This window comes from Synechococcus sp. Tobar12-5m-g (genome assembly GCF_024345415.1).
Classification (GTDB): domain Bacteria; phylum Cyanobacteriota; class Cyanobacteriia; order PCC-6307; family Cyanobiaceae; genus Regnicoccus.
In genome coordinates this window covers 69,641-92,909 of sequence record NZ_JAGQBB010000007.1, presented here as the reverse complement: position 1 = coordinate 92,909, position 23,269 = coordinate 69,641, and the positions used below count along the sequence as shown (strand labels likewise).

Sequence of the window (23,269 nt, the reverse complement as noted above, 5' to 3'; positions counted from 1 at the left end):
CCCGCCCTGGTTGAAGCGGATTCGATGACAATGCCCCGGTCACCCCGGGGGCTCGCCCAAGCTGAATTGAAAGCATTCCATTGCGGCCGGTCATGCTCGAGCTGCTGCCCCAGCTCAACGATCGCAACCTGCCGTGGATGGACACGATCCATCCGATCGTGGTGCACTTCGTGATCGCGATGGCTCTCATCGCCTTCGTGTTTGATCTGATCGGCGTCTGGGCCCGCAAGCCGTCGCTGTTTGAAGTGAGCTTCTGGAACCTTCTGTTCGCCACGGCGGCGATCTTCATCGCGATCATCTTCGGCCAGGTGGAGGCGGGTCTGGCCAACCCCTACGGCGCCTCCCGCGACATCCTCAACCTGCACAGCACCCTGGGCTGGGCACTGGCCGGCGTGCTTTCGGTGCTCACCGGCTGGCGCTACGTGATCCGCAGCCGCAATCCGCTTCAACTGCCCCTTGCGTTCCTGGGAGCCGGGTCCCTGCTGAGCGCCCTGGTGGTGGTGCAGGTGATCCTCGGCAATCAGCTGATCTGGGTCTACGGGCTCCACACCGTCAAGGTGGTCGAGGCGATGCGGAGCGGCCTGGTGTGATGGAAGCGGCGACCGCGTCCTTGAACCTGCCCTTCCTCACCCTCGGGGCCAACGGCCTTCCCTACCGGCTGCCGATCCATCCCAACCTGGTGCACCTCAGCATCGGCCTCTTCGTGATCGCCATCGCCTTCGACATCGCAGGGGCGGTGTTTCCGCTGGAGAAGCGGCTGTTTCGCTTCCTTGCCCTGCCGGTGACCCGCTCCGGTTTCCATGACGTGGGCTGGTACAACCTGCTGGCCTGCTGCCTGATCAGCTTCTTCACGGTGGCCGCCGGCTTCGTGGAGATGCAGCTGGCCGTGCCCCTGCCGGGGATCACCAGCAGCTTCGGCCTGAGCAGCACCGCCACCATGCTCTGGCACGGCGCCGGTGGGGTGGCCCTGCTGTTCGCCATCGTGGCAATGACGCTGTGGCGGGGCTTCCAACGCTTTGCCTGGCGCCGTGAAATGGGCCGCCAGGTGCAGTGGACCTATCTGCTGGCGGGGGTGCTGCTGCTGGGCCTGATGGCCTGGCACGGCACCCTCGGGGCCCAGCTGGCCGTTGAGTTCGGCGTCCATGTCACGGCCAGCCAGTTGCTCGCGGCTGGCGACGATCTGCACGAGGCCCTGCCATGACCACCGCCCCCTCCCGCCCCGGCCTGTCCGTCCTGATCGGCCTGGCCATCTGGGGCGGGCTGCTGCTCTGGTTGAGTCTCTGGATGGGCCGTCAGGCCTACCGCTGGCTGCCGGTGCAGGCCTCCTCGGCGGCGCCCCTGGTGGATGGTCTGTTCAGCTTCGAAACGGCCGTGGCCACCTTCGTGTTTGTCGGCGTGGTCTCGGTGATGGCCTGGGTGATCCTGTTCAACCGGGCAGCCAAATACGACGTCAGCGACGCCGAACCGATCGAAGGGAACACCCGCCTGGAGGTTATCTGGACCGTGATCCCCCTGGTGCTGGTGATGGCGATCGCCGCCTACACGATTGATGTGAATCGTCAGATCGGCCTGATCGGTCCGATGGAGCATCTCCACGGCGGCGCAGGGGGCGCGGGGGCGGCGGGCTCACCCCAGGCGGAGATCGAGGTGATCGCCCGCCAGTGGTCCTGGGAGTTCCGCTACCCAGCCGACGGTGTGTCGACCACCGAACTGCACCTGCCGATGGGCCGCCGGGTCGGGCTGCAACTCCGCAGCGAAGACGTGATCCATGGCTTCTACGTGCCGGCGTTCCGGCTCAAGCAGCAGGTGATCCCCGGCCGCCTCATCCCCTTCTTCCTCACCCCCACCCGGGAAGGCCGCTACCGGCTGCGGGATTCCGAGTACAGCGGCACCTGGTTCGCCGCCAACCAGGCGGATGTGGTAGTTCAGAGCGAAGCCGACTACCAGAGCTGGCTGCGCCGCGCCGCTGCCCTGCCCCTCCAACCGGGCCTCAGTGACGCCTCCCGCGACTACGCCCTGCGCCAGAGCCGCAGCCGGACCAGCGGCTACGCCACCGTGGCACCGGCTCCGCCGCCGATGGTCAACGTGCCCGGCTCCAACACCCTCCCCCACGACGGTTGATCGCGCCATGACCATCACCCCCTTCGATCCAGGCCTGAGCGAGGTGCCCCAGCGGCAGCCGGAGGCTCCGAACGGCTGGAAGCGCTACATCAGCTTCAACACCGATGCCAAGGTGATCGGCATTCAATACATCGCCACCGCTTTGCTTTTTCTGCTGGTGGGTGGGCTGCTGGCAATGATCATGCGCGGTGAACTGATCACGCCGGCGGCCGATCTGGTGGACCGCACGGTGTACAACGGCCTCTACACCATGCATGGCACGATCATGCTGTTCCTGTTCATGTTTCCGGTGCTCAACGGGCTCAACAACCTGTTGATCCCCGTCATGATCGGTGCCCCGGACATGGCCTTCCCGCGGCTCAATGCCGCCGCCTTCTGGATGGTGCCCGTGTTCGGCGTGATCCTGATGGCCAGCTTCCTGGTGCCCGGTGGTCCGCCCGCCTCCGGCTGGTGGTCGTACCCACCGGTGAGCCTGCAGAACCCGCTGGGCCATCTGATCAACGGGGAGGCGCTCTGGATCGTGGCGGTGGCGCTCTCGGGGGTGTCCTCGATCATGGGCGCGGTGAACTTCGTGACCACGATCCTGCGGATGCGGGCGCCGGGCATGACCCTGATGCGAATGCCAATCTTCTGCTGGACGGCCCTCTCGGCCCAGACGATCCAGCTGATCGGCCTGCCGGCCCTCACCGGGGGTGCCGTGATGCTGCTGTTCGATCTGGTGGCGGGCACTTCCTTCTACCGGCCGGAGGGGGGCGGAGATCCTGTGCTCTACCAGCACTTCTTCTGGTTCTATTCCCACCCGGCGGTGTATGTGATCATCCTGCCGGTGTTCGGCGTGTTCTCCGAACTGTTTCCCGTGTATGCCCGCAAGCCCCTGTTCGGCTACAAGTTCGTGGCGGCGGCGTCGCTGGTGATCGTGGGGCTCAGCCTGGTGGTGTGGGTGCACCACATGTTCCCCAGCGGCGTGCCCCAATGGATGCGTGATCTGTTCATGGTCACCACCATGCTGATCGCCGTGCCAACCGGCATCAAGGTGTTCGCCTGGCTTGGCACCCTCTGGGGCGGCAAGCTGCGGCTCAACACGCCGATGCTGTTCGCCCTTGGCGGGCTGTTCAACTTCGTGTTCGCCGGAGTCACCGGCATCATGCTGGCCACGGTGCCGGTGGACATCCACGTGAACAACACCTATTTCGTGGTGGGCCATTTTCACTATGTGATCTATGGGGCTGCCACCATGGGGGTGTATGCAGCGATCTATCACTGGTTTCCTAAATTCACGGGGCGCATGTATTACGAAGGTCTCGGGAAGCTCCATTTCCTGCTCACTTTCATCGGCACCAACCTCAACTTCTTTCCGATGCATCCCCTCGGTCTGATGGGCATGCCCAGGCGGGTGTCGTCCTACGACCCTGAGTTCGCCTTCTGGAACGTGATCGCCAGCCTGGGCGCCTTCCTGCTGGGGGTGTCGATCATTCCCTTCCTGCTCAACCTGGTCAGTTCCCTGGTGCGCGGCGAGCGGGCGCCGGCCAATCCCTGGAATGCGATCGGCCTGGAGTGGTTGCTTCCCTCCCCACCGCCCACCGAGAATTTCGAAGCCAACGTGCCCACCGTGATCAGCGGTCCCTACGGCTACGGCACCGGCCTTCCCCTGGTGGAGCACCAGGAGGCCTACGAACGCGCCCTGCAGCAGGCCTGATCCATGACCCTCATCCCCGCCAATTTCGACCCTGGGGCCAGCCCTGCCGAGTCGGCAGGGCACACAGCGGACCACGGTGCCCACGGGAACCACACCCTCACCGGCTTCATCATTTTTCTTTGCTCCGAGAGTGTCATTTTCCTGGCGTTCTTCACCGGCTTTGCCGTGCTGAAGCTCTCCGCCCTCCAATGGCTGCCGCCGGGGGTGGAAGGGCTGGAGTGGCGCAGCCCCCTGGCCTACACGGTGGTGCTGGTGTCCAGCAGCGGCACGATCGCCCTGGCGGAATGGTTCCTGAAACGCGGCAGCCTCTGGGGCTTCCGCGCCTTCTGGCTGCTCAGCATGGCCATGGGCGCCCTGTTCCTCTACGGCCAGGCGATCGAGTGGGCCGGGCTGGAGTTCGGCTTCACCAGCGGCACCTTCGGCGGCTGTTTCTACTTGCTCACCGGGTTCCATGGCCTCCATGTGGCCACCGGCATCCTGCTGATGGGGTTGATGCTGACGCGCTCGTTCCGTTCGGGCAACTACGACGGCGGTGAGCAGGGGGTGGTGGCGGCCTCCCTGTTCTGGCACTTCGTGGATGTGATCTGGGTGCTGCTGTTCCTGCTCCTCTACGTCTGGCCGGCATGATCATCGACGACGCCCATTACGACGCGATCGTGATCGGCAGCGGTGCCGCCGGTGGCACCGTGGCATCCGCCTTGGCGGCCAAGGGGCGCACGGTGCTGATCCTGGAGCGGGGGGGCTCCCTGGCCCGGGAGGACCAGAACGTTGCCGATGTGGACCTGTTCCGCAAGGACCGTTATCACCCTGATGAGCAGTGGTTCGGCACCGACGGCGATCCGTTCAACCCCCAGGCGATCTATGCCCTTGGCGGCAACACCAAGATCTGGGGGGCTGTGCTGGAGCGGATGCGGGAGCCGGAGTTCGACGGCCTCGCCTTCCAGGGCGGCAAGGCTCCGGCCTGGGGCGTCCGCTACGCCGAGATGGCCCCCTGGTACGACCAGGCCGAAGCCCTCTACCGGGTGCACGGCCAGGCGGGCCTCGATCCCACCGAACCGGCCCGCACGGTGGCCTACCCGCACCCGCCCCGGCCGATCGAGCCCTTCCTCGAGCCGCTGCGGTCTGCGCTGCAACGCCAGGGTTGCCGCCCCTACGACCTCCCCCTGACCTGGTCCGAGGACGCGGATGATCCCACCGGCGATGCCGAGTTGTTCGGGGTTGACGCCGCCCTCCGGCACGGCGGCACCAGCCTTCGCACAGGCGCGCGCGTCACCCGCCTGCACGTCAATCCCAGCGGCACCGAGGTGCGGGGTGTCGAGGCGGAGATCTGTGGCCAGCGCTGGCTGTTTCGCGGCGACCAGGTGGTGCTCGCCGCCGGCGCCATCAACACCCCCGCCATCCTGTTGGCTTCAAGCAGCGATCCCCATCCCGAAGGGTTGGCCAACGGCTCGGGCCAGGTGGGCCGCAACCTGATGAAGTTGCAGCTCAGCGCCATCCTGCAGCGGGCCAGTGAACAGAATTCGGGCACCTACCCCCGCAGCCTCGGCATCAACGATTACTACTGGGGTGACAAGAACGTCAGCTTCCCGCTGGGTCACATCGAAAGCGGCGGGGGCGTGCTCCAGGACCCCCTGTTCGCCGAATCGCCGCCGGTGCTCTCCCTGGTCACGCGGCTCCTGCCGAATGAGGCCCTCAAGAGGCTGGCGGTGCGCTCGGTGTGCTGGTGGGCGACCAGCGCGGTGCTGCCCGACCCAGACAACCGGGTGACGTTGCGCAACAACCGCATCCGCATCCACTACCTGCCCAACAACCTCGAGGCCCACGACCGGCTAGTTTACCGCTGGCTCGACACCCTCCAGGCCGTGGAAGCCGACCCTCTGACCCGGGTGGTGAACCGCACCTGGATTCACCCCCGCGGCGAGGCCCCGATGGCGGTGATGGGTTTCGCCTGCGGCACCTGTCGGATGGGCGCCGACCCCGGCAGCACCGTGGTGGATCTGGAGGGTCGCTGTCACGGCATCGGCAACCTCACCATCGCCGATGCCAGCGTCTTCCCGAGTTGCCCTGGCCTGTCCCCCGGGCTCACCGTCATCGCCAACGCCCTGCGGCTTGCCGATCGACTGCCCTGAGCGCCCACCCCTAATCTGGTTGGCCTAGGGGGTTTGAAGAGGAGAGGCCCATGGCCGAAGCCAGAAACGACAGCCGGCAAGGGGGCAGCGGCCTGCTGGCCAGCGCGATCGGCGGAGCCCTGATCGGTGCGGCAGGCCTGGGCTGGTGGCTGCTCTCAGAGGCCGAGCGGCGGCGCCAGGCCCTGCGCCAGCACCGCAGTCTCTCTCTCTCTCGCCTTCAGGAGGGTTCCCGGGACGGTGAACTCGGCGACCATCGCCCGCTGCTGGACAGCGAGTTGCAGCACAAGGTGAAGGAGCTGAATCGTGCCATCGAGGATGTGCGCCGCCAGCTGGAGTGCCTCAGCCCCGAAGACTGAAGGCCCGCTGGAGCGGAACGGGACCAGGGGAATGGCCCGAAGCGCCCGTCGGCCGGATCGTTAGGTTGCTAAGCCTGCTCACCCGTTGACCATGCTCCGCTCCGCCGCCATCACCGCAGGCATCCAGCGCTCCCCCAACCGCGCCATGCTCCGGGCCGTCGGCTTCGGGGACGGCGACTTCGACAAGCCGATCATCGGCATCGCCAATGGCTACAGCACGATCACGCCCTGCAATCTGGGGCTGAACGCCCTCACCGAACGGGCCGTGGCGGCGGCCCACGCCGCCGGGGCCATGCCCCAGACCTTCGGCACGATCACGGTGAGCGATGGCATCTCGATGGGCACCGAGGGGATGAAGTATTCCCTGGTGAGCCGGGAGGTGATCGCCGATTCGATCGAAACCGCCTGCAACGCCCAGAGCATGGACGGCTTGCTGGCGATCGGCGGCTGCGACAAGAACATGCCCGGCGCCATGCTGGCCATGGCCCGGATGAACATCCCGGCGATCTTCGTGTATGGCGGCACGATCAAGCCAGGAAAACTCGGACCCTGCGATCTCACCGTGGTGAGCGCGTTCGAGGCGGTGGGTCAGTACTCGGGCGGCAGGATTGACGAGGCAGAGCTGCTGGCGATCGAGAAGAACGCCTGCCCCGGAGCGGGCAGCTGCGGCGGCATGTTCACGGCCAACACGATGAGCTCCGCCTTTGAGGCCATGGGCCTGAGCCTGCCCGGCAGCTCCACGATGGCGGCGGAGGATCCTGAGAAGGCCGAGAGCGCCGCCCGCTCCGCGGAGGTGCTGGTGAAGGCGATCGCGGCCGACATCCGTCCCCGCGACCTGATCACCCGCGAGGCCATCGAGAACGCGATCAGCGTGATCATGGCCGTGGGCGGCTCCACCAATTCGGTGCTGCACCTGCTGGCGATCGCCCGCACCGCCGGGGTGCCACTGGTGATCGACGATTTCGAAACCATCCGCCAGCGGGTGCCGGTGATCTGCGACCTCAAGCCCAGCGGCCGCTTCGTGACCGTGGACCTCCACAACGCTGGCGGCATCCCCCAGGTGATGAAGTTGCTGCTCGATGCCGGCCTGCTGCATGGCGAGGCCCGCACGATCGAGGGGCGCACGCTCAGGGAGGTGCTGGCGGAGGTGCCCAGCGCTCCCCCCGCCGATCAGGACGTGATCCGGCCCCTGTCCGATCCCCTCTATGCCAAGGGGCATCTGGCGATCCTCAAAGGGAACCTGGCCACCGAGGGAGCCGTCGCCAAGATCAGCGGCATCAAGATCTCCTCGCTCACCGGCCCGGCCAGGGTGTTCGAGAGTGAGGAGGAAGCCCTGACGGCGATCCTCGCTGAGCGCATCGTGGCAGGCGATGTGGTGGTGGTGCGTTACGAGGGGCCGGTGGGCGGGCCCGGCATGCGAGAGATGCTCTCCCCAACGGCGGCGATCATCGGCCAAGGGCTCGGCGATGCCGTGGCCCTGATCACCGATGGCCGCTTTTCAGGCGGCACCTACGGCATGGTGGTTGGGCACGTGGCTCCCGAGGCGGCGGTGGGCGGCACCATTGCCCTCGTTCAGGAAGGTGACAGCATCACCGTCAACGCCCACCAGCTGTTGATTCAGCTCAACGTCGAGGAGGCCGAGCTGGAACGCCGCCGCGCCGCCTGGATCGCTCCTGAGCCCCGCTACCGCACCGGTGTGCTGGGCAAGTACGCTCGGCTGGTGAGCAGCAGCAGCATCGGCGCCGTGACCGATCAGGGCTGAGCGTGGTGCTCTGGGGCCGTGCTGAGCAGGGCCCGCAGCCGCCGCGCCAGCGCCTCCAGAGGGGCCCCCGCTTCCGGTCGATCGCAGCGCATGCCGCTCTCCCCGTCCATCCAGACGGGATGCTGGCCGTGCCAGAGCATCGGCAGCTCCGGTTGCTCCGGCCAGCTCAGCATCAGATGGACATCGTCGCCGCTGCGGTAGATCTCCAGCTCAATGTCCTGCTGCGGCAACCGTTCCCCATCGGCTCGCCTCGGTTGGATCCGCAGGCAGCAGTCTTCGGGCTTACTGGGCAGGTGGATGGGGTCGGATCCCACCACGGCATGGCGGTGGGGCTGGAGGCAGAGATCGGCGGCGGCGGCAATCCGCCTGCTGAGGCCTTCCGCTGCCGTCAAGGCACCGCTCGCACCGACACCAGGGCGAACTGCAGCGGCCCGGCCCGGAAGCCGGCATTGAGCTGGCCGTCCTCGCCGAATTTGGAATGCAGCACCTGCAACCGCGTCACCCGGCAGGCATCGAAGCGCAGCGGCAGGTTGAGGGGGCGGGCCCGCACCGAGGGCCGCAACTGATCGAAGGGAATCTCCACCAGCTGCGGCGGCAGGGCAGGGGTGCTGATGGTGGTGTCGAATTCCGCAACCCAGCGCAGCCCGCCGGGAATGAGTTCGGTGAGGCCCGCCACCCCATCGGCGCAGGCCACAGCGAGCTTGTAGCGACGGCCATCGCCGCGCACCTCCAACTGCAGGCCCCGGTAGTCCCCCAGGTTCAGGGGAGGGGAGAACAGGGGGGAGCGGCAACTCACGAAGCCTCCCCCCTGCTCAACCACCTCGGCCTCCAGCACCAGCCCCTCCGGCCCGACCCTGCACACGCCACGGCTGTTGCCCCCCATGATCGTGTCGTTGAGGGCCAGCCAGCCGCTGAACCCATCTCCGCTCACGACCAGCAGGGGTGTCACCATCAGGGTCAGCGCGTTCACTCCCTCAAGCCTGCCGCAGCGGCGGCATCGGCAAGGATCAGCACCGGGGAAAGCGGCCTGACCAGGCGGGCTGGGGTTCGGCTGGCGGGTTCGTTGGGATCGAGCAGGCGCTGCAGGGCCTGACGCTTGCCCTCGCCGCTGACCAGAACAATCACGTGCCGCGCCGCGCTGAGCACGGGTGCCGTGAGGGTGACCCGCGGCAACCCCTTGCCCTCGCTCACCGTCGCGCTGCGGTCGGTGACGCCGGTGGCGGCGGTGCCCGGGAACAGCGATGCGGTGTGGCCGTCGTCCCCCAGGCCCAGCAGCACCAGATCGAGGATCGGTGGCGCACCGGGGCAAAGCCGGCTCAGCAGTTCGGCGTAGGCCGCAGCACCCTGCTCGGGGCTCTCCTGATCGGTGGGAACCGGATGGAAGCGGGCCTGGCGGCCCGGCCCCTCGGCCAAGAGCGATCGGTGCAGCATCAGGGCGTTGCTGGAGGGATCCGCGGCCGCCACCCAGCGTTCATCGCCGAGCAGCACATCGACCCGATCCCAGGGAAGGTGCATGGCTCCCAGAAGGCGGTATGTGGCCTCGGGGGTGGTGCCCCCGGCCAGGGCGATCTGGGCCCGCTCCCGCTGTGCCAGGGCCAGGTCGATCGTCACCGCGATCGTTTCGGCGGCCAGGTGAGCCAGGGCCCCGGCATCGGCAGCCCGCTCGAGCCGATAGGTGGCTGGGGGAGACCCGTTCATCCCAGCCACTCGGTGTGGAAGCTGCCCGGCTGATCCACCCGCTCGTAGGTGTGGGCGCCGAAGCAGTCCCGCATCGCCTGGAGCAGGTTCTGGGGCAGGCGGGCGCTGCGGTAGCTGTCGATGTAGTCGAGGGTGCTGCTCAGGCAAGGCACCGGGATGCCGGCCAGGGCCGCGCCGGCCACCACCTGACGCAGGCCACCCAGGCGCCGGTTCACCTGCTCGGCGAACCAGGGGTCCACCAGCAGGTTGGCCAGCTCGCCGTTGGCGCTGTAAGCGTCCTGGATGCGTTGCAGCAGCTTGGCACGGATGATGCAGCCACCCTTCCAGATCTGGGCGATCACCGGCAGTTGCAGGTCGTAGTCGTGCAGATGGGAGGCTTCCACCAACAGGGCCATGCCCTGGGCATAGCTGGCGATGCAGGCGAGGATCACCGCATCCCGCAGGGCTGGCAGTCCTTCTGCCGGATCGCCGAGTTCAACGGGATGGGAGGGCGGAGCCCCGATCACGGCCGCCGCCGCCTGCCGCTCCCCCTTCATCGAGCTCAGCACCCGGCCGTTGAGGGCGGCATAGATCGTGGGCACGGGCACGCCCATCTCCAGGGCGCTGACCACGGTCCAAAGGCCGGTGCCCTTCTGGCCGGCCACATCGAGGATCTTCTCCACCAGATCGCCGCCATCCTCGGGATCCCTGGTGCGCAGGCATACCTCGGTGATCTCCACCAGATAGGAGGACAGCTCTTCGAGCTGGTTCCAGCCGTCGAACACATCGGCCATGGCGATGCCGCCGAGGCCCGCCGATCGCTTCATCAGGTCGTAGGCCTCGACCAGGATCTGCTCGATGCCGTACTCGATGCCGTTGTGCACCGTTTTCACGAAGTGGCCGGCTCCTCCAGGGCCCATGTAGGCCACGCAGGGGCCGTCCTCCACCTGGGCCGCCATCTTGCGAACGAGGCTCTCGATCGCGTCGTAGGCCGCCCGGGTGCCGCCGGGCATCATGCTCGGCCCCTCCAGGGCCCCTTTGGCGCCTCCGGAGACGCCCATGCCGATGTAGCCGAAACTCTGGCTTTCCAGCTCCTTCACCCGCCGTTCGGTGTCGGTGTAGAGCGAGTTGCCGCCGTCGATCAGCAGGTCGCCGTCCTCGAGCAAGGGCGAAATGGCGGCGATCGTGTCGTCGATCGGCTGGCCCGCCTTGATCATCATCAGGATGCGGCGGGGGCGCTCCAGGCTGCCGACGAACTCCTCGAGGGTGTGGGCCCCCACGATGTTCAGGCCGGCGGCGCGCCCGCCCAGGAACTCTTCCGTCTTGGCGTAGGTGCGGTTGTAGACGACGCTGGAGAAACCGTTGCGTTCGGCATTGAGGACCAGGTTCTCTCCCATCACGCCCAGGCCGATCAGGCCGAAGTGCGCTTTGCTCATCAGTGGTTTGGCTGGCTTACCGTGCGCTGCCAGTGTGACCGTGACCATGGCCCAGGGATGTCGCGGGGGCGGATCTGTCAGCAACTGCTCAGAGAGCAAGTGACGAGCAGGTGACGAGATGGTGATGGTGGACGAGTTGGGTCGTCCTTAGATCACCGTGCCGTCGGCGACGGTGGCGTTCTTCTCCACCACCACGATGCCGTTGCGGATGTAGAAGCCCAGTTCGGGGCGGTCCGCCTCCTCGATGTGATCCTTGTTGACGATCGTGACGTTGCGGCCGATCCGGACGTTCTTGTCGAGGATGGCGCGCCGCACCGTGGTGCCATGGCCCACCCCGAGGGGGATGCCGCCCCGCTCGCGCAGCACCGCCCGCTCCTCGGAGGATTCGTAGTAGTCGGCTCCCATCACCAGGGTGTCCTGCAGCACCACTTCCCCTTCGATCCGGGAGCGCACGCCGAGCACGCAATGGTGAATGCTGCAGGCCTGCAGCAGGGAACCCTCGCCGATGATCGACTGGGTGACCTGGGTGTCGAGCAGCTTGCTGGGCGGCAGGTAACGCGGCCGGGTGTAGATCGGGAACTTCTCGTCGTAGAAGGAGAAGGCCGGTTTGGGCTGATCGGTGAGGGCCAGGTTGGCTTCGTAGAAGGCGCCGATCGTGCCGATGTCCTCCCAGTAGTCATCGAAGAGGAAACTCTGCAGGTTGTCGCCACGGCCCAGGGCCAGGGGGATGATCTCCTTGCCGAAGTCCGTGGCGCCGGGGTTGGCGCTCAGCAGGTCGAAGAGGGTGTGCCGGCTGAACACATAGATCCCCATCGAGGCCAGGAAGGGACGGCGGGCCGCCTCCGCTTCGGCCAGGCCGAGCTTGGCGGTGTCCACCTTCATGGCCTCCAGCGCCGGGCCTTTCGGTTTTTCGCTGAACTCCCGGATCCGTCCGTCGTTGTCGGCGCGCATCAGGCCGAAGCCTTCCGCCTGGGCCGCCTCCACCGGCAGGGCCCCGACGCTGAGGTCCGCGCCGGTTTCGATGTGGTGGCTGACGAAACGGCTGTAGTCCATCCGGTAGAGCTGGTCACCGGAGAGGATCAGGTAGTGGTCGACGTCCCATTCCTGGAACAGCCACTGGTACTTGCGCACCGCATCGGCGGTGCCTTCGAACCAGCTGGGACTCTCCGGGGTCTGCTGGGCGGCGAGCACCTCCACGAAGCCCTGGCCGAAGCCCGCCGAGAGGTTGTAGGTCTGGGTGAGGTGCCGGTTGAGCGAGGCGCTGTTGAACTGGGTCAACACGTAAATCTTGTTGATCCCGGAATTGATGCAGTTGCTGATCGGGATGTCGATCAGGCGGTACTTGCCGGCCAGCGGCACGGCTGGTTTGGCCCGCATCTTGGTGAGGGGATAGAGCCGGGTGCCCGCTCCGCCACCGAGGATGATCGCCAGAACCCGCTTCATCACTCACTCCTCACAGGGCTGTTTCCAGCACCAGAGCACCGTACCGGAGAGGCTGGCCTGCCAAGGTGGCGGCCAGCGGACCGCACGAAACTGTGGGAATCGGAATTCCCGCCGAGGGCTGGATCAGGCCTCTGGCCCGCTGCCATCCAGCTCGAACAGGTCATGGAGCACCTGCATGGCCAGGTGCCGCTGCTGCCGCGGCTGGGGAGCCCGCAAATGGGTGACGGGGCTGTGCAGCACCTTGTTGATGATCCCCTTGCTGAGCGCTTCCACCACCTTGCGCTCCCGGGCTGAGAGGTCCGGGCCCATGCGGCTGAGCGCTTTCTGCAGCTCATGCTCGCGGATCGCCTCCAGGGTCTGGCGCAGCCGGTTCAAGGTGGGCACAGCCTCCAGTCCGTCCCACCATTCCAGAAACTGGCGAGACTCCTCCTGCAGGAGGCCTTCGGCCTCGGCGGCAACCTCGCGCCGGGCCTCCTGGTTGCGGGCCACCACTTCCTGGAGGTCGTCCACGTCGAAGGCGTCAACCCCGGTGAGCGCGCTGACGCCGGAGCGGATGTTGCGGGGCACGCCGATGTCGATCAGCATCAGGGCGGAGCGGCGGTTCAGGGCTTCCAGCCGGGCCGCGTCGATGATCGGTTGCTCCGCCGCCGTGCTGGTGAAAACCAGGGAGCAGGTGCTCAGACAATGGTCGAGGTCGTCGAGCGGCCTGCACTGGACCGGAAGCTCGGGAAAATCCGCCGCCAGGGTCTCGGCGCGCTCCACGGTGCGGTTGAGCAGCACCAGGGCGCGGCACCCCTTGGCCTGGAGATGCTGGAGCAGCAGCCGCGCCATCCGCCCGGCCCCCACCACGGCCACCTGCTCCTGATCGAGCGGCACCAGCTCATCGAGGCCGCGGGCCTGGCCCACCTTCAGCTGGGCCAGCTCCACCGCCGCCGAGCTGATCGACACCGCTCCGGTGCCCAGGTTGGTTTCGGTGCGGACCCGTTTGCCGGTGCTCACCGCCTGGTTGAGCAGCCGGTTGAGGATCGGGCCGATCGAGCCGTGCTCCTGGCCCAGCCGCACCATCTTCTTCACCTGGGAGAGGATCTGGCCTTCCCCCAGCACCAGGCTGTCGAGGCCGGCGGCCACGCGCATCAGGTGCGCCACCGCCTCCTCGTGGTGGTACGTGAACAGGTGGGGGGTCAAATCCCCGAAGGCCAGGCCCGAGTGGCGGCTCAGGAAGGAGCCCACCGCCGTGATCCCCTGCTCCGGACTGCGCAGCAGGGTGTAGATCTCCAGCCGGTTGCAGGTGCTGAGGATCGAGGCCTCCAGCACCTGGGCATCGGCCCGCAAGGTCTGGAGGGATTCCTCCATGACCTGCTCCGGGATGCTGAGCCGCTCGCGCACCTCGACCGGGGCCGTGCGATGGCTGAGGCCGACGACGGCGATGTGCATGGGGAGGGACTCAGCGCAGGGCGACGCTCTGGGCGCCGTCCTTGATGTGGATCGTGTCGGTGAAGCGGGCGCTCTGGTCGAGGGAGCTGATGATCAGGCTGCTGGTGCGCGTGCAGTCGTGCTCGAACACGACGCCCTTGAACAGCAGACCGGGGGTGATGCCGCTGCCGGCGAACACCACATTCTCGCCCGAGGCGAGCTCCTCGGCTTCATACACCTTGTCGATGTCGGTGATGCCCATCGAGTGAAGTCGCTCGATGTTGCCTTCCTTGGTGTAATCGGCCCACTCTGTGGTTTGGGCAACGGCGGGGTCGTAGACGAGCTGGCCCTGGAAGTGGGCCCCCAGACAGCGCAGCGCCGCCGCTGAGATCACCCCCTCGGGGGCAGCGCCGATGCCCATCAGGCAGTGGGTGCCGGTGCCGGCGAAGCCGCAGGCGATCGCCGCCTGCACGTCACCGTCGCTGATCGGTTTGACCCGGGCGCCGGTGGCGCGGATCTCGGCGATCAGCTCCTTGTGGCGGGCCCGGTCCATCACCACGATCACCAGATCGCTGGCCGGCATGCCCAGGCAGGCGCTGAGGATGGCGATGTTCTCTGTGGCGCTCTTGCGGATGTCCACCTTGCCCTTGGCGGCCGGGGGCGCCGCCAGTTTCTTCATGTAGAAGTCGGGGGCGTTGAACAGCCCGCCCCGGTCCGAGGCGGCCAGGACCGCCATGGAACCGTCCTGGGCATTGGCGCAGAGGTTGGTGCCTTCGCAGGGGTCCACGGCGAAATCGACGCCGGGGCCGGTGCCGCTGCCCACTTCCTCGCCGATGTAGAGCATCGGCGCCTCGTCACGCTCGCCCTCGCCGATCACGATCCGGCCCTGCATGGCGATCGAGCCCATGCGGGTGCGCATCGCCTCGACGGCGGCGGCATCGGCCTCATCTTTCTTGCCAAGCCCGGTGAGATGGGCCGAGGCGATGGCGGCCTGCTCGACGACTTCGAGCAGTTCCTGAATGAGGGTGCGATCCACGGGGGTCTGGCAGGGGGAAGAGAGCGTCAACCGAAAGACCGGCAGATCAGCTGCAGCAAGGTCTTTGGGCCATGAGACGGTAGCAACTGTACCAGCGACGATCCTGGCGCTCGGCTCAAGGTGGCCGGCCGGCTCCTGTCGATTCCTACAATCACGGCGCTCCTTATGCCCCAGTGGCACCAGCCATGAGCACGAAGCCCCTGGTGATCGCCCCTTCGATCCTTTCCGCTGATTTCGCCCGCCTGGGAGAGGAGGTGAGGGCCGTCGACGAGGCCGGCGCCGACTGGATTCACGTCGATGTCATGGATGGTCGCTTCGTGCCCAACATCACGATCGGTCCGCTGATCGTGGAGGCCCTGCGCCCCGTGACCGCCAAGCCGCTCGACGTTCACCTGATGATCGTGGAGCCTGAGAACTATGTGGCGGATTTCGCCAAGGCCGGCGCCGATCACATCTATGTGCAGGTGGAAGCCTGCCCGCACCTGCACCGCAACCTCGGCCAGATCAAGGATCTGGGCAAGAAGGCCGGAGCGGTGCTCAACCCCGGCACCTCGCTCGACACCCTGGAGTACTGCCTGGAGCTCTGCGACCTGGTGCTGATCATGAGCGTGAACCCCGGCTTCGGGGGGCAGAGCTTCATCCCATCAGCCGTCGAGAAGGTGCGCCGCCTGCGCAGGATGTGCGACGAACGGGGCCTCGATCCCTGGATCGAAGTGGACGGCGGCCTCAAGGCCGGCAACGCCTGGCAGGTGATCGAGGTGGGGGCCAATGCGATCGTCTCTGGCTCCGGCGTGTTCAACCAGCCCGATTACCGCGAAGCGATCAGCGGCATTCGCCACAGCCGCCGGACCGAGACGGTGCTGGTCTGAACCGTCTGGATGTCTGTTACGGGACTTCCGCCGGCGCCGCATTTGGACCGTACCGACGGGGCCAGGGCCTGGGCAGTGGGCCAAAGCGGCTGAATTCCAGTTGAAGCGCCGGCCGGCCAGCGCGATGGATCTCAACGGTTCCCAGGGGCTCCACCTTCCCCAGCCGAGGCAGCCAGACGTCTCGCAGCAGGGGCTTGCCGGGCTCCACGATCCCGAACAGCACCCCATGGGCACCCTGGTAGCCATTGGGCGGTTGCCACCAGGCGAATCCCCGGGAATCGTTGCTGAAGGTGGTGTAGTCGGCATTCAGATGGGAACCCAGCGCCAGCGCCAGGAAGCCGGGGAGGTCGTAGCGGTTGCCGGCGATCAGGCTGGCTTCCTGCAGGGCCTTCCAGACGACGGGGTTGCGGCGCAGATCCCTGCGCAGGCTGTCGGCAGGCATCAGCTCGGTTGAGGTGTCCAGCCCCGGGGGCAACCAGGCGTCGAGCACGCCCCAGCGCACCTGCAGGGCCAGGGTGAGCAGCAGCGCTGGCAGGATCAGCGCCGTTCCCCAGGTTCCCCCCACAATCCAGCGCCGCCACCGCCGATCGTGGGGGCCGGCCAGCCAGTCGCCCGCCAGGGGCAGCAGCAGCCACCAGGCCGGCACCAACCAGCTGGAGAGCACCTGCATGCGACCAGCCAGCAGCAGGAAGACCACCAATTGCGGCACCACCAGCCAGCGCAGAAGCTGCCGGTGATCGGTGGCGCCATCGCGGCCGGACCGGGGCCATAGCGCCACCAGCAGCACCACCCCGACCGTGGGAAAGAGCAGAACCAACTGGGAGAGGAGGAACAGGGGCGGGGCTGCCAGGTCATAGCCGCCCCTTGCGCCGATCCGGCCGCCCTGGAACAGGAAGGAGGCCCAGCCGTTGTTGAGGTTCCAGAGCCAAAGCGGTGCCGACACCAGCAGCCACACCAGCAGGGCCAGGCCAGGCCAGGGGCTGCGGAAGTGACGGCGGCGTTGCTTGCTGACCAGGCACCAGGCCAGCAGGGAGACCAAGACCAGCAGGGCGTGGTACTTGCCCAGGGTGACCAGCCCCAGCAGAACACCGAGTGCGATCGCCTGCCGGGGCGAAGCGGGAACCACCCTGGGGTGCCGGGACAGCCACCAGAGCAAGGCCGCCAGGGCCAGCAACAGGGGGCTGTCCGGCAGCAGCAGCAGGCCACCGCAAAGGAACAGGACCGGAGCGACGCTGCCCAGCACGGCGCTGAGCAGGGCCGCGCGCCGGCCGAACCAACGCTCCGTTGCGCCGCTCAAGAGGGCGAGAGCCAGGGTGTAGCTCAGCAGGGAAGGCAGCCGCAGAGCCAGGATCGATCCGCCCAGCCGGGTTCCAACCCAGGCCCATAGCCCCACCGCGGCCGGATGGTCGAAGTAACTCAGGGCCAGATGGCGGCCGTAGAAGAGGTAATAGGCCTCGTCGTAGCCGGGCGGCAACACCATGGCCAGAACCAGCCGGACCACCAGCCCGCCCAGCAGAACCAGGGGCAGCAGGAGCTCTGGCCGGAGCCTTGGCCGCCAGGAAGGCGGGGCCTCAGTCACCGAGGAACCAGCCGTAGCTGTGCAGGCCGATGCCCAGCAGGTTCACGCCGATGTAGCAGACGCAGATCACCACCAGGCCGGCCACCGCCACCAGGGCCGGACGGCGTCCTTGCCAACCACGGCTCAGGCGGGTGTGCAGGTAGGCCGCATAGACGAGCCAGCAGATCAATGCCCAGGTTTCCTTCGGATCCCAGCTCCACCAGCTGCCCCAGGCTTCGTTGGCCCAGACCGCCCCGCTCACCAGCCCCACCGACAGCAGCAGGAAGCCGACGGTGATCGTGCGGTAGCTGAGGCTGTCGAGTTGCTCGTTGATGCCGATCGTGATGCTGCTGAGCTGGAGATTGCTGTCAGCGGTAACCAGCTTGGCCTGACGGAAGCCGCCACTGCCGATCGAGCTGCTGCGCAGTTCCAGGGCCTGGTCCCGTTGGGTGAACAGCACCGCCAGGGAGAGCAGGGAGCCCACCAGCAGGGCTGCATAGCTCATCATGATCACGCTGACGTGCATCACCAGCCAGCTGGAGCGCAGGGCCGGCACCAGGGGAGCGGCCTGCTGCAGACGATCCGGCAGGGCGAAACTGGCGAAGGCCAGACAGCCCAGGGCGATCGGGGTGGTGGAGGCCGGGACAAGGGGGGAAGGCCAGGACCTCTCCACCAGCAGCTGGGTGAGGCTGCAGGCCCAGGCCAGGAAGCACAGGGATTCGTAAAGGTTGCTGATCGGGAAATGACCCGATTCCCACCAACGCAGGGTCAGCTGGGCGGTGAGACTCAGGTTCGCGGCCGCCACCAGCACCCGGACGACGGTGTTGCTGCTGGCGGCGCTGACGCTCCAGAAGGCCAGGGGCAGGGCAAGCAGCAAGAAACCGAAGGCCAGGAGGCCCAGGGCGAGAACGGGATCGTTCAAGGCAGCCAGCACGGGAAAAGGGGAAGAAAAGTTAGGGCCAGTCTGCCTGGAGACCCAGCCTCAACGACTGGCCTGGCGCAGCATCAGCAGACCCGTGACCAGGCCGATCAGGACCGGCCCCCAGGCGGCAAGAAAGGGGGAGAGCGTCCCTTTCACCCCCAACGAACTGAAGATGAACGACATCAGGTAATAGGAAAAGATCAGCAGCACGCTGATGCCGAAGCCCTGGCTGCGGCTCGTGCGGGCATCCGGCCTCACCCCCAGGCTGCTGCCGATCAGGCCGAACACCAGGCAGATGGCCGGGAAGGCGAACTTCTCCTGAATCCTCACCCGCATGCGCCGGGCTTCTTTCTGGTCTCCGGCCTCCCGCAGCAGTTTCTCGGCGCTGATCGCCTCGGACACCGACATGGTGGCGGCGTCCTTGGGCAGGGCCGCCAGCTTCAGGGGGCCCTGATCGAGCGGGTAGAGGTAACGGCTGAAGCGGGCGGAGGTGGTGGTGGCGTCTGTCTTGTCGATCAACACCACCTTGCCGTCCCGGAACTCCCACATCCCCTCGGCTGGGCTCCAGATCGCCCGATCGGCACTGAGGATCTGGGTCTTGTTGTCACGGGTGAAGTCCAGCACCGTGACCTCGCGCATTTCCCCGTCCTTGAACTGACCGGCGTAGAAGAGCTGGGACAGGTAGTTTTCGCTCCCGGAGTCCGCCTTCGCGTTGGGACGGCGGCTGAAGCGGGAATAGATGATGTTCTTTCCATTTTCGGAGGTAATGGCCTTGCCAAGGGCCTGGTTGAGGCTGTCGTTGGCCTGCAGGTTGGCCCTCGGCACGATCAGGTCGTTGAACAGGAAGGTGACCAGGCTGATCAGCACCGCCACCAGCAGGGCTGGCAAGACCATCCGCCAGGTGCTCACCCCCAGGCTGCGCAGGGCGGTCAGTTCGCTGTTGCTCGACAGGCTGCTGTAGGCCAGCAGGGTGGCCATCAAGGTGGCCATCGGAAAGGAGAGCACCAGGAATCCCGGCAGGCGCAGGCCCAGCACCTGCAGAGCGGCGCCGAGCGGTAGCCCCGATTCCGTCACCCGCCGCACCAGCTCGAACACCACCCCCACCGAAAGCGAGACGGCGGTGAAGGCAGCGATGCCGAACAGCAGGGGGGGCACCAGCTCGCCGATCAACCAGCGATCGATCAGGGGGACCTGATGAAGGCCCCGCAGCTTCAGCGGCAACCGCTGCCAGGTCTGGCTGGGTCGGCCCAGGGATCGGTTCATTTCTTGGGCGTGGCTCATAACTGAAACGCTTCCCCCAGGTAGTGACGCCGGACCAGCGGATCCTCCGCCACCACCTTCGAGCGGCCGGAGGCCAGGATGCTTCCTTCGGTGAGGATGTACGCCCTGTCGGTGATGGCAAGGGTTTCGCGCACGTTGTGATCGGTGATCAGCAGGCCCATTGCGCGCTCCTTGAGGGTGCCGATCAAGCCCTGCAGGTCGGCCACCGCCAAGGGGTCCACCCCGGCAAAGGGTTCATCCAGCAGGAGGTAGCGCGGCCCCTCAGGGCCGACCGCCAGGGCCCGGGCCACTTCACAGCGCCGCCGTTCACCCCCTGAGAGCTGAAACCCCAGGCGGTGCTGGAAGCGGCTGAGGTGAAACTCCTCGATCAACTGCTCAAGACGATGGCGCCGCAGCCCCACTGGAGTGCCACTTTCCTGAAGGGCAAGCTGCAGGTTCTGGCGGACCGTGAGCTGACGGAACACACTGGGTTCCTGGGGCAGGTAGCCGATGCCAAGCCGGGCCCGTTGGGGCATGGCCAATCGCTCCACCTTCCTGCCATCAAGCAGCACGCGGCCCCGGTCTGGCTTCAGCCTTCCGGTGACCAGGTTGAAGGTGGTGGTCTTCCCGGCACCGTTAGGCCCCAGCAACCCCACCACTTCGCCGGGATGGAGCTCCAGGCTGACCCCCTTGACCAGTGGGCGGCCACCCAGGCTGAGGGTCACCTCCTCAAGGTTGAGGCTCATTGGGGCTTCGCGGCTGCTGGGGTGACCGGGGACTCCTGAAGACGCAGTTGGCTGAAGACCTGCTGGCCGCTGGCAGGCTCAGCCAGGACGCGCTCGCTGTCCACCAGGTACACGACCCGCTCGGCCCGCAGCAGGTTGCCGCCTTCCTGGACCACATCCACCTCGCCGGTGAGCACGATGCGTCCCTCCTTGGTGAAATACTGCGCCTGGCGCGAGGTGGCCACCAGGCGCCGATCGGGATACAGGATGCGGACGTTGCCGATGGCCGTGATGATCCCGGTGGCGTTGTCGGCCTTCTGGCTGTCGGACTCGATGGTGACCAGCCCGGTGGGGCCTGGGGCTGGGGTAGCCGCTGGCTCCAGCCCCGGTGTGGCCGTCGGGCCTTCGGCCCGGGCCGCCAGGACGGGGAGCATCGAAACGATCAGGAGAAGGGCGAACGGCCAATGACGCTTCAGGGCTGGGTCGCTCCTTAGGGGGTCGCGCATCAATCGGGCACGGTGATCTGGAAGGCGGGCAGGTGATCGGGAAGGCGTGGCGTGAACTGTCCTGGCCAACTCATCCTTGAACGGGAAATCTACCGAGTGGCCTCATGCGCAATCCAGGGGCTCAGCGGACCAACGACAGAGCCGGCAGGGGCAGCCCACTGGGGTCTCCGTTCTGCTGCAGGCAGCGCAGACGGGCGTTGACCTGGGCGCGCAGGGGGCCGAGATCCAGGCCCAGGGTGCTGTCTGGAAACGGGGCCAGCCGTCCCAGCCCTTCGCCCAGCAGCACCGTGGCTCCATGGGCGTTGCCGCGCTCCAGATGGAGATGGGCCACGGCGATCTGGAGCAGGGCCTGGAGCACCACCCGATCGGGGCCGAGGTTTTCCTGCCAGAGCTCCTCGAAGCCGTCGTGGCAGGGATACCAGGCGGCGGCGTTGAAGAGGGCAACGGCGGCGATGAAGCGGGGATCGAGGGCCAGATCGACACGTAGATCGACAGCCGGAAGGGGTGGCGAAGGCTCCCCCGAGACGGCGTCCAGCCCTCGCCCCGTCATCGCTTGGCGGGCTTCTTCATCGCCAGCTTGCGCAGGCGGATCGACTCAGGGGTGACCTCCAGCATCTCGTCGGGACCGATGTACTCCAGGGCACGCTCCAGGGTCATCTGGATCGGGGATTGGAGCGTGTCGAGCACCTCTGCACCGGCCGAGCGGATGTTGGTGACCTGCTTGGCCTTGCAGACGTTCAGTTCCAGATCGGGGGGACGGTTGTGTTCGCCGACGATCATCCCCTTGTAGACCTTTGTGCCGGGGGTGATGAAGAACTGACCGCGGTCTTCAGCGCCTTTCAGGGCATAGAAGGTGGCGGTTCCTTCCTCGAAGGAGATCAGCACGCCGTTGCGCCGGGCTTCGAAATCCCCTTGCATCGGGCGGTACTCGAAGAAGGAGTGGCTCATGATCCCTTCTCCACGGGTGGCCCGCACGAATTCACCGCGGAAGCCGATCAGGCCCCGGGCCGGCACCACGAACTCCAGCTGGGTGCGGCCATCGCTGCCGGTTTCCATGTTCTGCATCTCGCCCTTGCGCATGCCGAGCTTTTCGATGCAGTTGCCAACGGCTTCTTCCGGCACGTCCATCACCAGGGTCTCGACCGGTTCGCAGGGGGTCCCGTCGATGGTGCGGAAGATCACCTGGGGCTGGGTGACCTGAAACTCGTAGCCCTCCCGCCGCATCGTTTCGATCAGGATTCCGAGGTGGAGTTCGCCGCGGCCGCTGACGGCGAAGCGATCGGGGGAATCGGTGTCTTCGACCCGCAGGGCCACATTGGTGAGCAGCTCTTTCTGGAGCCGGTCGCGCAACTGGCGGCTGGTCACGAATTTGCCTTCCTTGCCGGCGAATGGCGAATCGTTGATGACGAACGTCATCTGCAGGGTTGGCTCGTCAACCCGGATCAGCGGCAGGGCCTCGGGATGCTCCGGACAGGCGATCGTTTCACCGATGTTGACCTCGTCGAAACCGGCTACGGCCACCAGATCCCCGGCGTGGGCTTCAGCGATCTCCACCCGGGAGAGGCCCTCAAAGCCCAACAACTTGCTGATCCGGCTGCGCTTGATGCTGCCGTCGTCGCGGATCAGGGCGGCGGTCTGGCCGGCCTTGATGGTGCCGTTGTGGACACGACCGATCACGATCCGGCCCAGAAAATCGGAATAGTCGAGGGTGGTGACCTGGAGCTGCAGGGGCTTGTCCACATCGCCGACCGGAGGCGGCACATGGCGCAGGATCGCGTCGAACAGCGGCTTCATGGTGTCGCTGTCGGTGGCCATGTCCGGCTTGGCGAAACCTCCCATGCCGCTGCCGAACAGGTAGGGGAAATCACACTGGTCATCGTCGGCGCCGAGCTCCAGGAAGAGATCGAGCACCTTGTCGACGGCCTGCTCGGGGTCCACCCGGGCCCGGTCGATCTTGTTGATGAACACGATCGGCCGCAGACCCTGCTCCAGGGCCTTGCGGAGCACGAAGCGGGTCTGGGGCATCGGCCCCTCGTTGGCATCCACGATCAACAGGGCACCGTCGACCATGCCCAGCACTCGCTCCACTTCTCCACCGAAATCGGAGTGGCCCGGGGTGTCGACGATGTTGATTCGTGTGCCCGCGTAGGTGACGGCGGTGTTCTTGGAGAGAATTGTGATGCCCCGCTCCCGCTCCAGGTCGTTGGAGTCCATCACACAGGTGGGAACGGCCTCTCCATCACGGAAAATGCCCGACTGCTGCAAAAGGGCATCCACCAAGGTGGTCTTGCCGTGATCAACGTGGGCGATGATCGCGATGTTCCGTATCGGGGCGCGCTGGGATGGGGCGCTCATGCAGC

The 23,269-nt window shown here is 66.7% G+C and carries 23 protein-coding genes; 9 read left to right on the top strand and 14 right to left on the bottom strand.

Annotated features, from left to right (window positions below; all coding sequences use genetic code 11):
* Positions 1-92 precede the first annotated feature (92 nt).
* The 8 genes from KBY66_RS06345 (at position 93) to ilvD (ending at position 8,064) form a co-directional block, all read left to right on the top strand.
* On the top strand, positions 93-590 hold the full coding sequence (locus KBY66_RS06345; RefSeq protein ID WP_255088414.1) for a DUF2231 domain-containing protein: 498 nt from the start codon (positions 93-95) through the stop codon (positions 588-590).
* Positions 590-1,201 carry a DUF2231 domain-containing protein gene (locus KBY66_RS06340; protein ID WP_255088413.1) on the top strand — a complete coding sequence of 204 codons (612 nt, stop codon included), beginning with the start codon at positions 590-592 and terminating at the stop codon, positions 1,199-1,201. Before KBY66_RS06345 ends, KBY66_RS06340 begins: the two co-directional genes overlap by 1 nt.
* A complete protein-coding gene (locus KBY66_RS06335; RefSeq protein ID WP_255088412.1) occupies positions 1,198-2,121 on the top strand; it encodes a cytochrome c oxidase subunit II in 924 nt (307 codons plus the stop codon). Before KBY66_RS06340 ends, KBY66_RS06335 begins: the two co-directional genes overlap by 4 nt.
* A 7-nt stretch (positions 2,122-2,128) precedes the next feature.
* Positions 2,129-3,817 carry a cbb3-type cytochrome c oxidase subunit I gene (locus tag KBY66_RS06330; RefSeq protein WP_255088411.1) on the top strand — a complete coding sequence of 563 codons (1,689 nt, stop codon included), beginning with the start codon at positions 2,129-2,131 and terminating at the stop codon, positions 3,815-3,817.
* A 3-nt stretch (positions 3,818-3,820) separates the two neighbouring features.
* Positions 3,821-4,444, top strand: coding sequence for a heme-copper oxidase subunit III (locus KBY66_RS06325; RefSeq protein ID WP_255088410.1), 624 nt, complete (start codon positions 3,821-3,823; stop codon positions 4,442-4,444).
* Positions 4,441-5,946, top strand: coding sequence for a GMC oxidoreductase (locus KBY66_RS06320; RefSeq protein ID WP_255088409.1), 1,506 nt, complete (start codon positions 4,441-4,443; stop codon positions 5,944-5,946). The genes KBY66_RS06325 and KBY66_RS06320 overlap by 4 nt, the downstream gene beginning before the upstream one ends.
* A gap of 50 nt (positions 5,947-5,996) precedes the next feature.
* Complete coding sequence (locus tag KBY66_RS06315) at positions 5,997-6,302, top strand: hypothetical protein (protein WP_255088408.1); 306 nt, start codon at positions 5,997-5,999, stop codon at positions 6,300-6,302.
* Between the two features lie 91 nt (positions 6,303-6,393).
* Positions 6,394-8,064, top strand: coding sequence for a dihydroxy-acid dehydratase (ilvD, locus tag KBY66_RS06310; RefSeq protein WP_255088407.1), 1,671 nt, complete (start codon positions 6,394-6,396; stop codon positions 8,062-8,064).
* Here the strand turns inward: ilvD and KBY66_RS06305 are convergent.
* From KBY66_RS06305 to glpX, 7 genes are all read right to left on the bottom strand, one after another.
* Positions 8,055-8,456: a hypothetical protein gene (locus KBY66_RS06305; RefSeq protein ID WP_255088406.1), complete on the bottom strand. Its 402-nt coding sequence runs from the start codon at positions 8,454-8,456 to the stop codon at positions 8,055-8,057. The genes ilvD and KBY66_RS06305 overlap by 10 nt on opposite strands.
* Positions 8,453-9,016, bottom strand: a complete 564-nt coding sequence (locus KBY66_RS06300) for a CIA30 family protein (RefSeq protein ID WP_255088454.1) — start codon at positions 9,014-9,016, stop codon at positions 8,453-8,455. The genes KBY66_RS06305 and KBY66_RS06300 overlap by 4 nt, the downstream gene beginning before the upstream one ends.
* 14 nt (positions 9,017-9,030) lie before the next feature.
* Positions 9,031-9,762 (bottom strand): 6-phosphogluconolactonase, encoded by a 732-nt coding sequence (gene pgl, locus KBY66_RS06295; RefSeq protein ID WP_255088405.1) that lies wholly within the window; start codon positions 9,760-9,762, stop codon positions 9,031-9,033.
* Positions 9,759-11,177 (bottom strand): NADP-dependent phosphogluconate dehydrogenase, encoded by a 1,419-nt coding sequence (gndA, locus tag KBY66_RS06290; RefSeq protein ID WP_255088404.1) that lies wholly within the window; start codon positions 11,175-11,177, stop codon positions 9,759-9,761. The genes pgl and gndA overlap by 4 nt, the downstream gene beginning before the upstream one ends.
* Before the next feature lie 147 nt (positions 11,178-11,324).
* Positions 11,325-12,620 (bottom strand): glucose-1-phosphate adenylyltransferase, encoded by a 1,296-nt coding sequence (locus tag KBY66_RS06285; protein ID WP_255088403.1) that lies wholly within the window; start codon positions 12,618-12,620, stop codon positions 11,325-11,327.
* 123 nt (positions 12,621-12,743) lie between these two features.
* Positions 12,744-14,054 carry a glutamyl-tRNA reductase gene (locus KBY66_RS06280; protein WP_255088402.1) on the bottom strand — a complete coding sequence of 437 codons (1,311 nt, stop codon included), beginning with the start codon at positions 14,052-14,054 and terminating at the stop codon, positions 12,744-12,746.
* Between the two features lie 10 nt (positions 14,055-14,064).
* A complete protein-coding gene (gene glpX / locus KBY66_RS06275; RefSeq protein ID WP_255088397.1) occupies positions 14,065-15,069 on the bottom strand; it encodes a class II fructose-bisphosphatase in 1,005 nt (334 codons plus the stop codon).
* A 185-nt stretch (positions 15,070-15,254) separates the two neighbouring features.
* On the opposite strand from glpX, the gene rpe reads away from it, so the two are divergent.
* Complete coding sequence (gene rpe, locus KBY66_RS06270; RefSeq protein WP_255088396.1) at positions 15,255-15,938, top strand: ribulose-phosphate 3-epimerase; 684 nt, start codon at positions 15,255-15,257, stop codon at positions 15,936-15,938.
* 16 nt (positions 15,939-15,954) lie between these two features.
* On the opposite strand, the gene KBY66_RS06265 is transcribed toward rpe, so the two are convergent.
* From KBY66_RS06265 to typA, 7 genes are all read right to left on the bottom strand, one after another.
* Positions 15,955-17,517, bottom strand: a complete 1,563-nt coding sequence (locus KBY66_RS06265; protein WP_255088395.1) for a glycosyltransferase family 39 protein — start codon at positions 17,515-17,517, stop codon at positions 15,955-15,957.
* Entirely contained in the window at positions 17,510-18,418 is a 909-nt protein-coding gene (gene ccsB, locus KBY66_RS06260) for a c-type cytochrome biogenesis protein CcsB (protein ID WP_255120068.1), read from the bottom strand. Before ccsB ends, KBY66_RS06265 begins: the two co-directional genes overlap by 8 nt.
* 60 nt (positions 18,419-18,478) lie before the next feature.
* A complete protein-coding gene (locus KBY66_RS06255) occupies positions 18,479-19,681 on the bottom strand; it encodes an LptF/LptG family permease (protein ID WP_255088393.1) in 1,203 nt (400 codons plus the stop codon).
* Between the two features lie 14 nt (positions 19,682-19,695).
* A complete protein-coding gene (gene lptB, locus KBY66_RS06250) occupies positions 19,696-20,424 on the bottom strand; it encodes an LPS export ABC transporter ATP-binding protein (protein ID WP_255088392.1) in 729 nt (242 codons plus the stop codon).
* Complete coding sequence (locus tag KBY66_RS06245; protein ID WP_315855487.1) at positions 20,421-20,837, bottom strand: LPS-assembly protein LptD; 417 nt, start codon at positions 20,835-20,837, stop codon at positions 20,421-20,423. Before KBY66_RS06245 ends, lptB begins: the two co-directional genes overlap by 4 nt.
* A gap of 193 nt (positions 20,838-21,030) precedes the next feature.
* Positions 21,031-21,459, bottom strand: coding sequence for a DUF309 domain-containing protein (locus KBY66_RS06240; protein WP_255120069.1), 429 nt, complete (start codon positions 21,457-21,459; stop codon positions 21,031-21,033).
* Positions 21,456-23,264, bottom strand: a complete 1,809-nt coding sequence (gene typA, locus KBY66_RS06235; protein WP_255088390.1) for a translational GTPase TypA — start codon at positions 23,262-23,264, stop codon at positions 21,456-21,458. Before typA ends, KBY66_RS06240 begins: the two co-directional genes overlap by 4 nt.
* Positions 23,265-23,269: the final 5 nt, after the last annotated feature.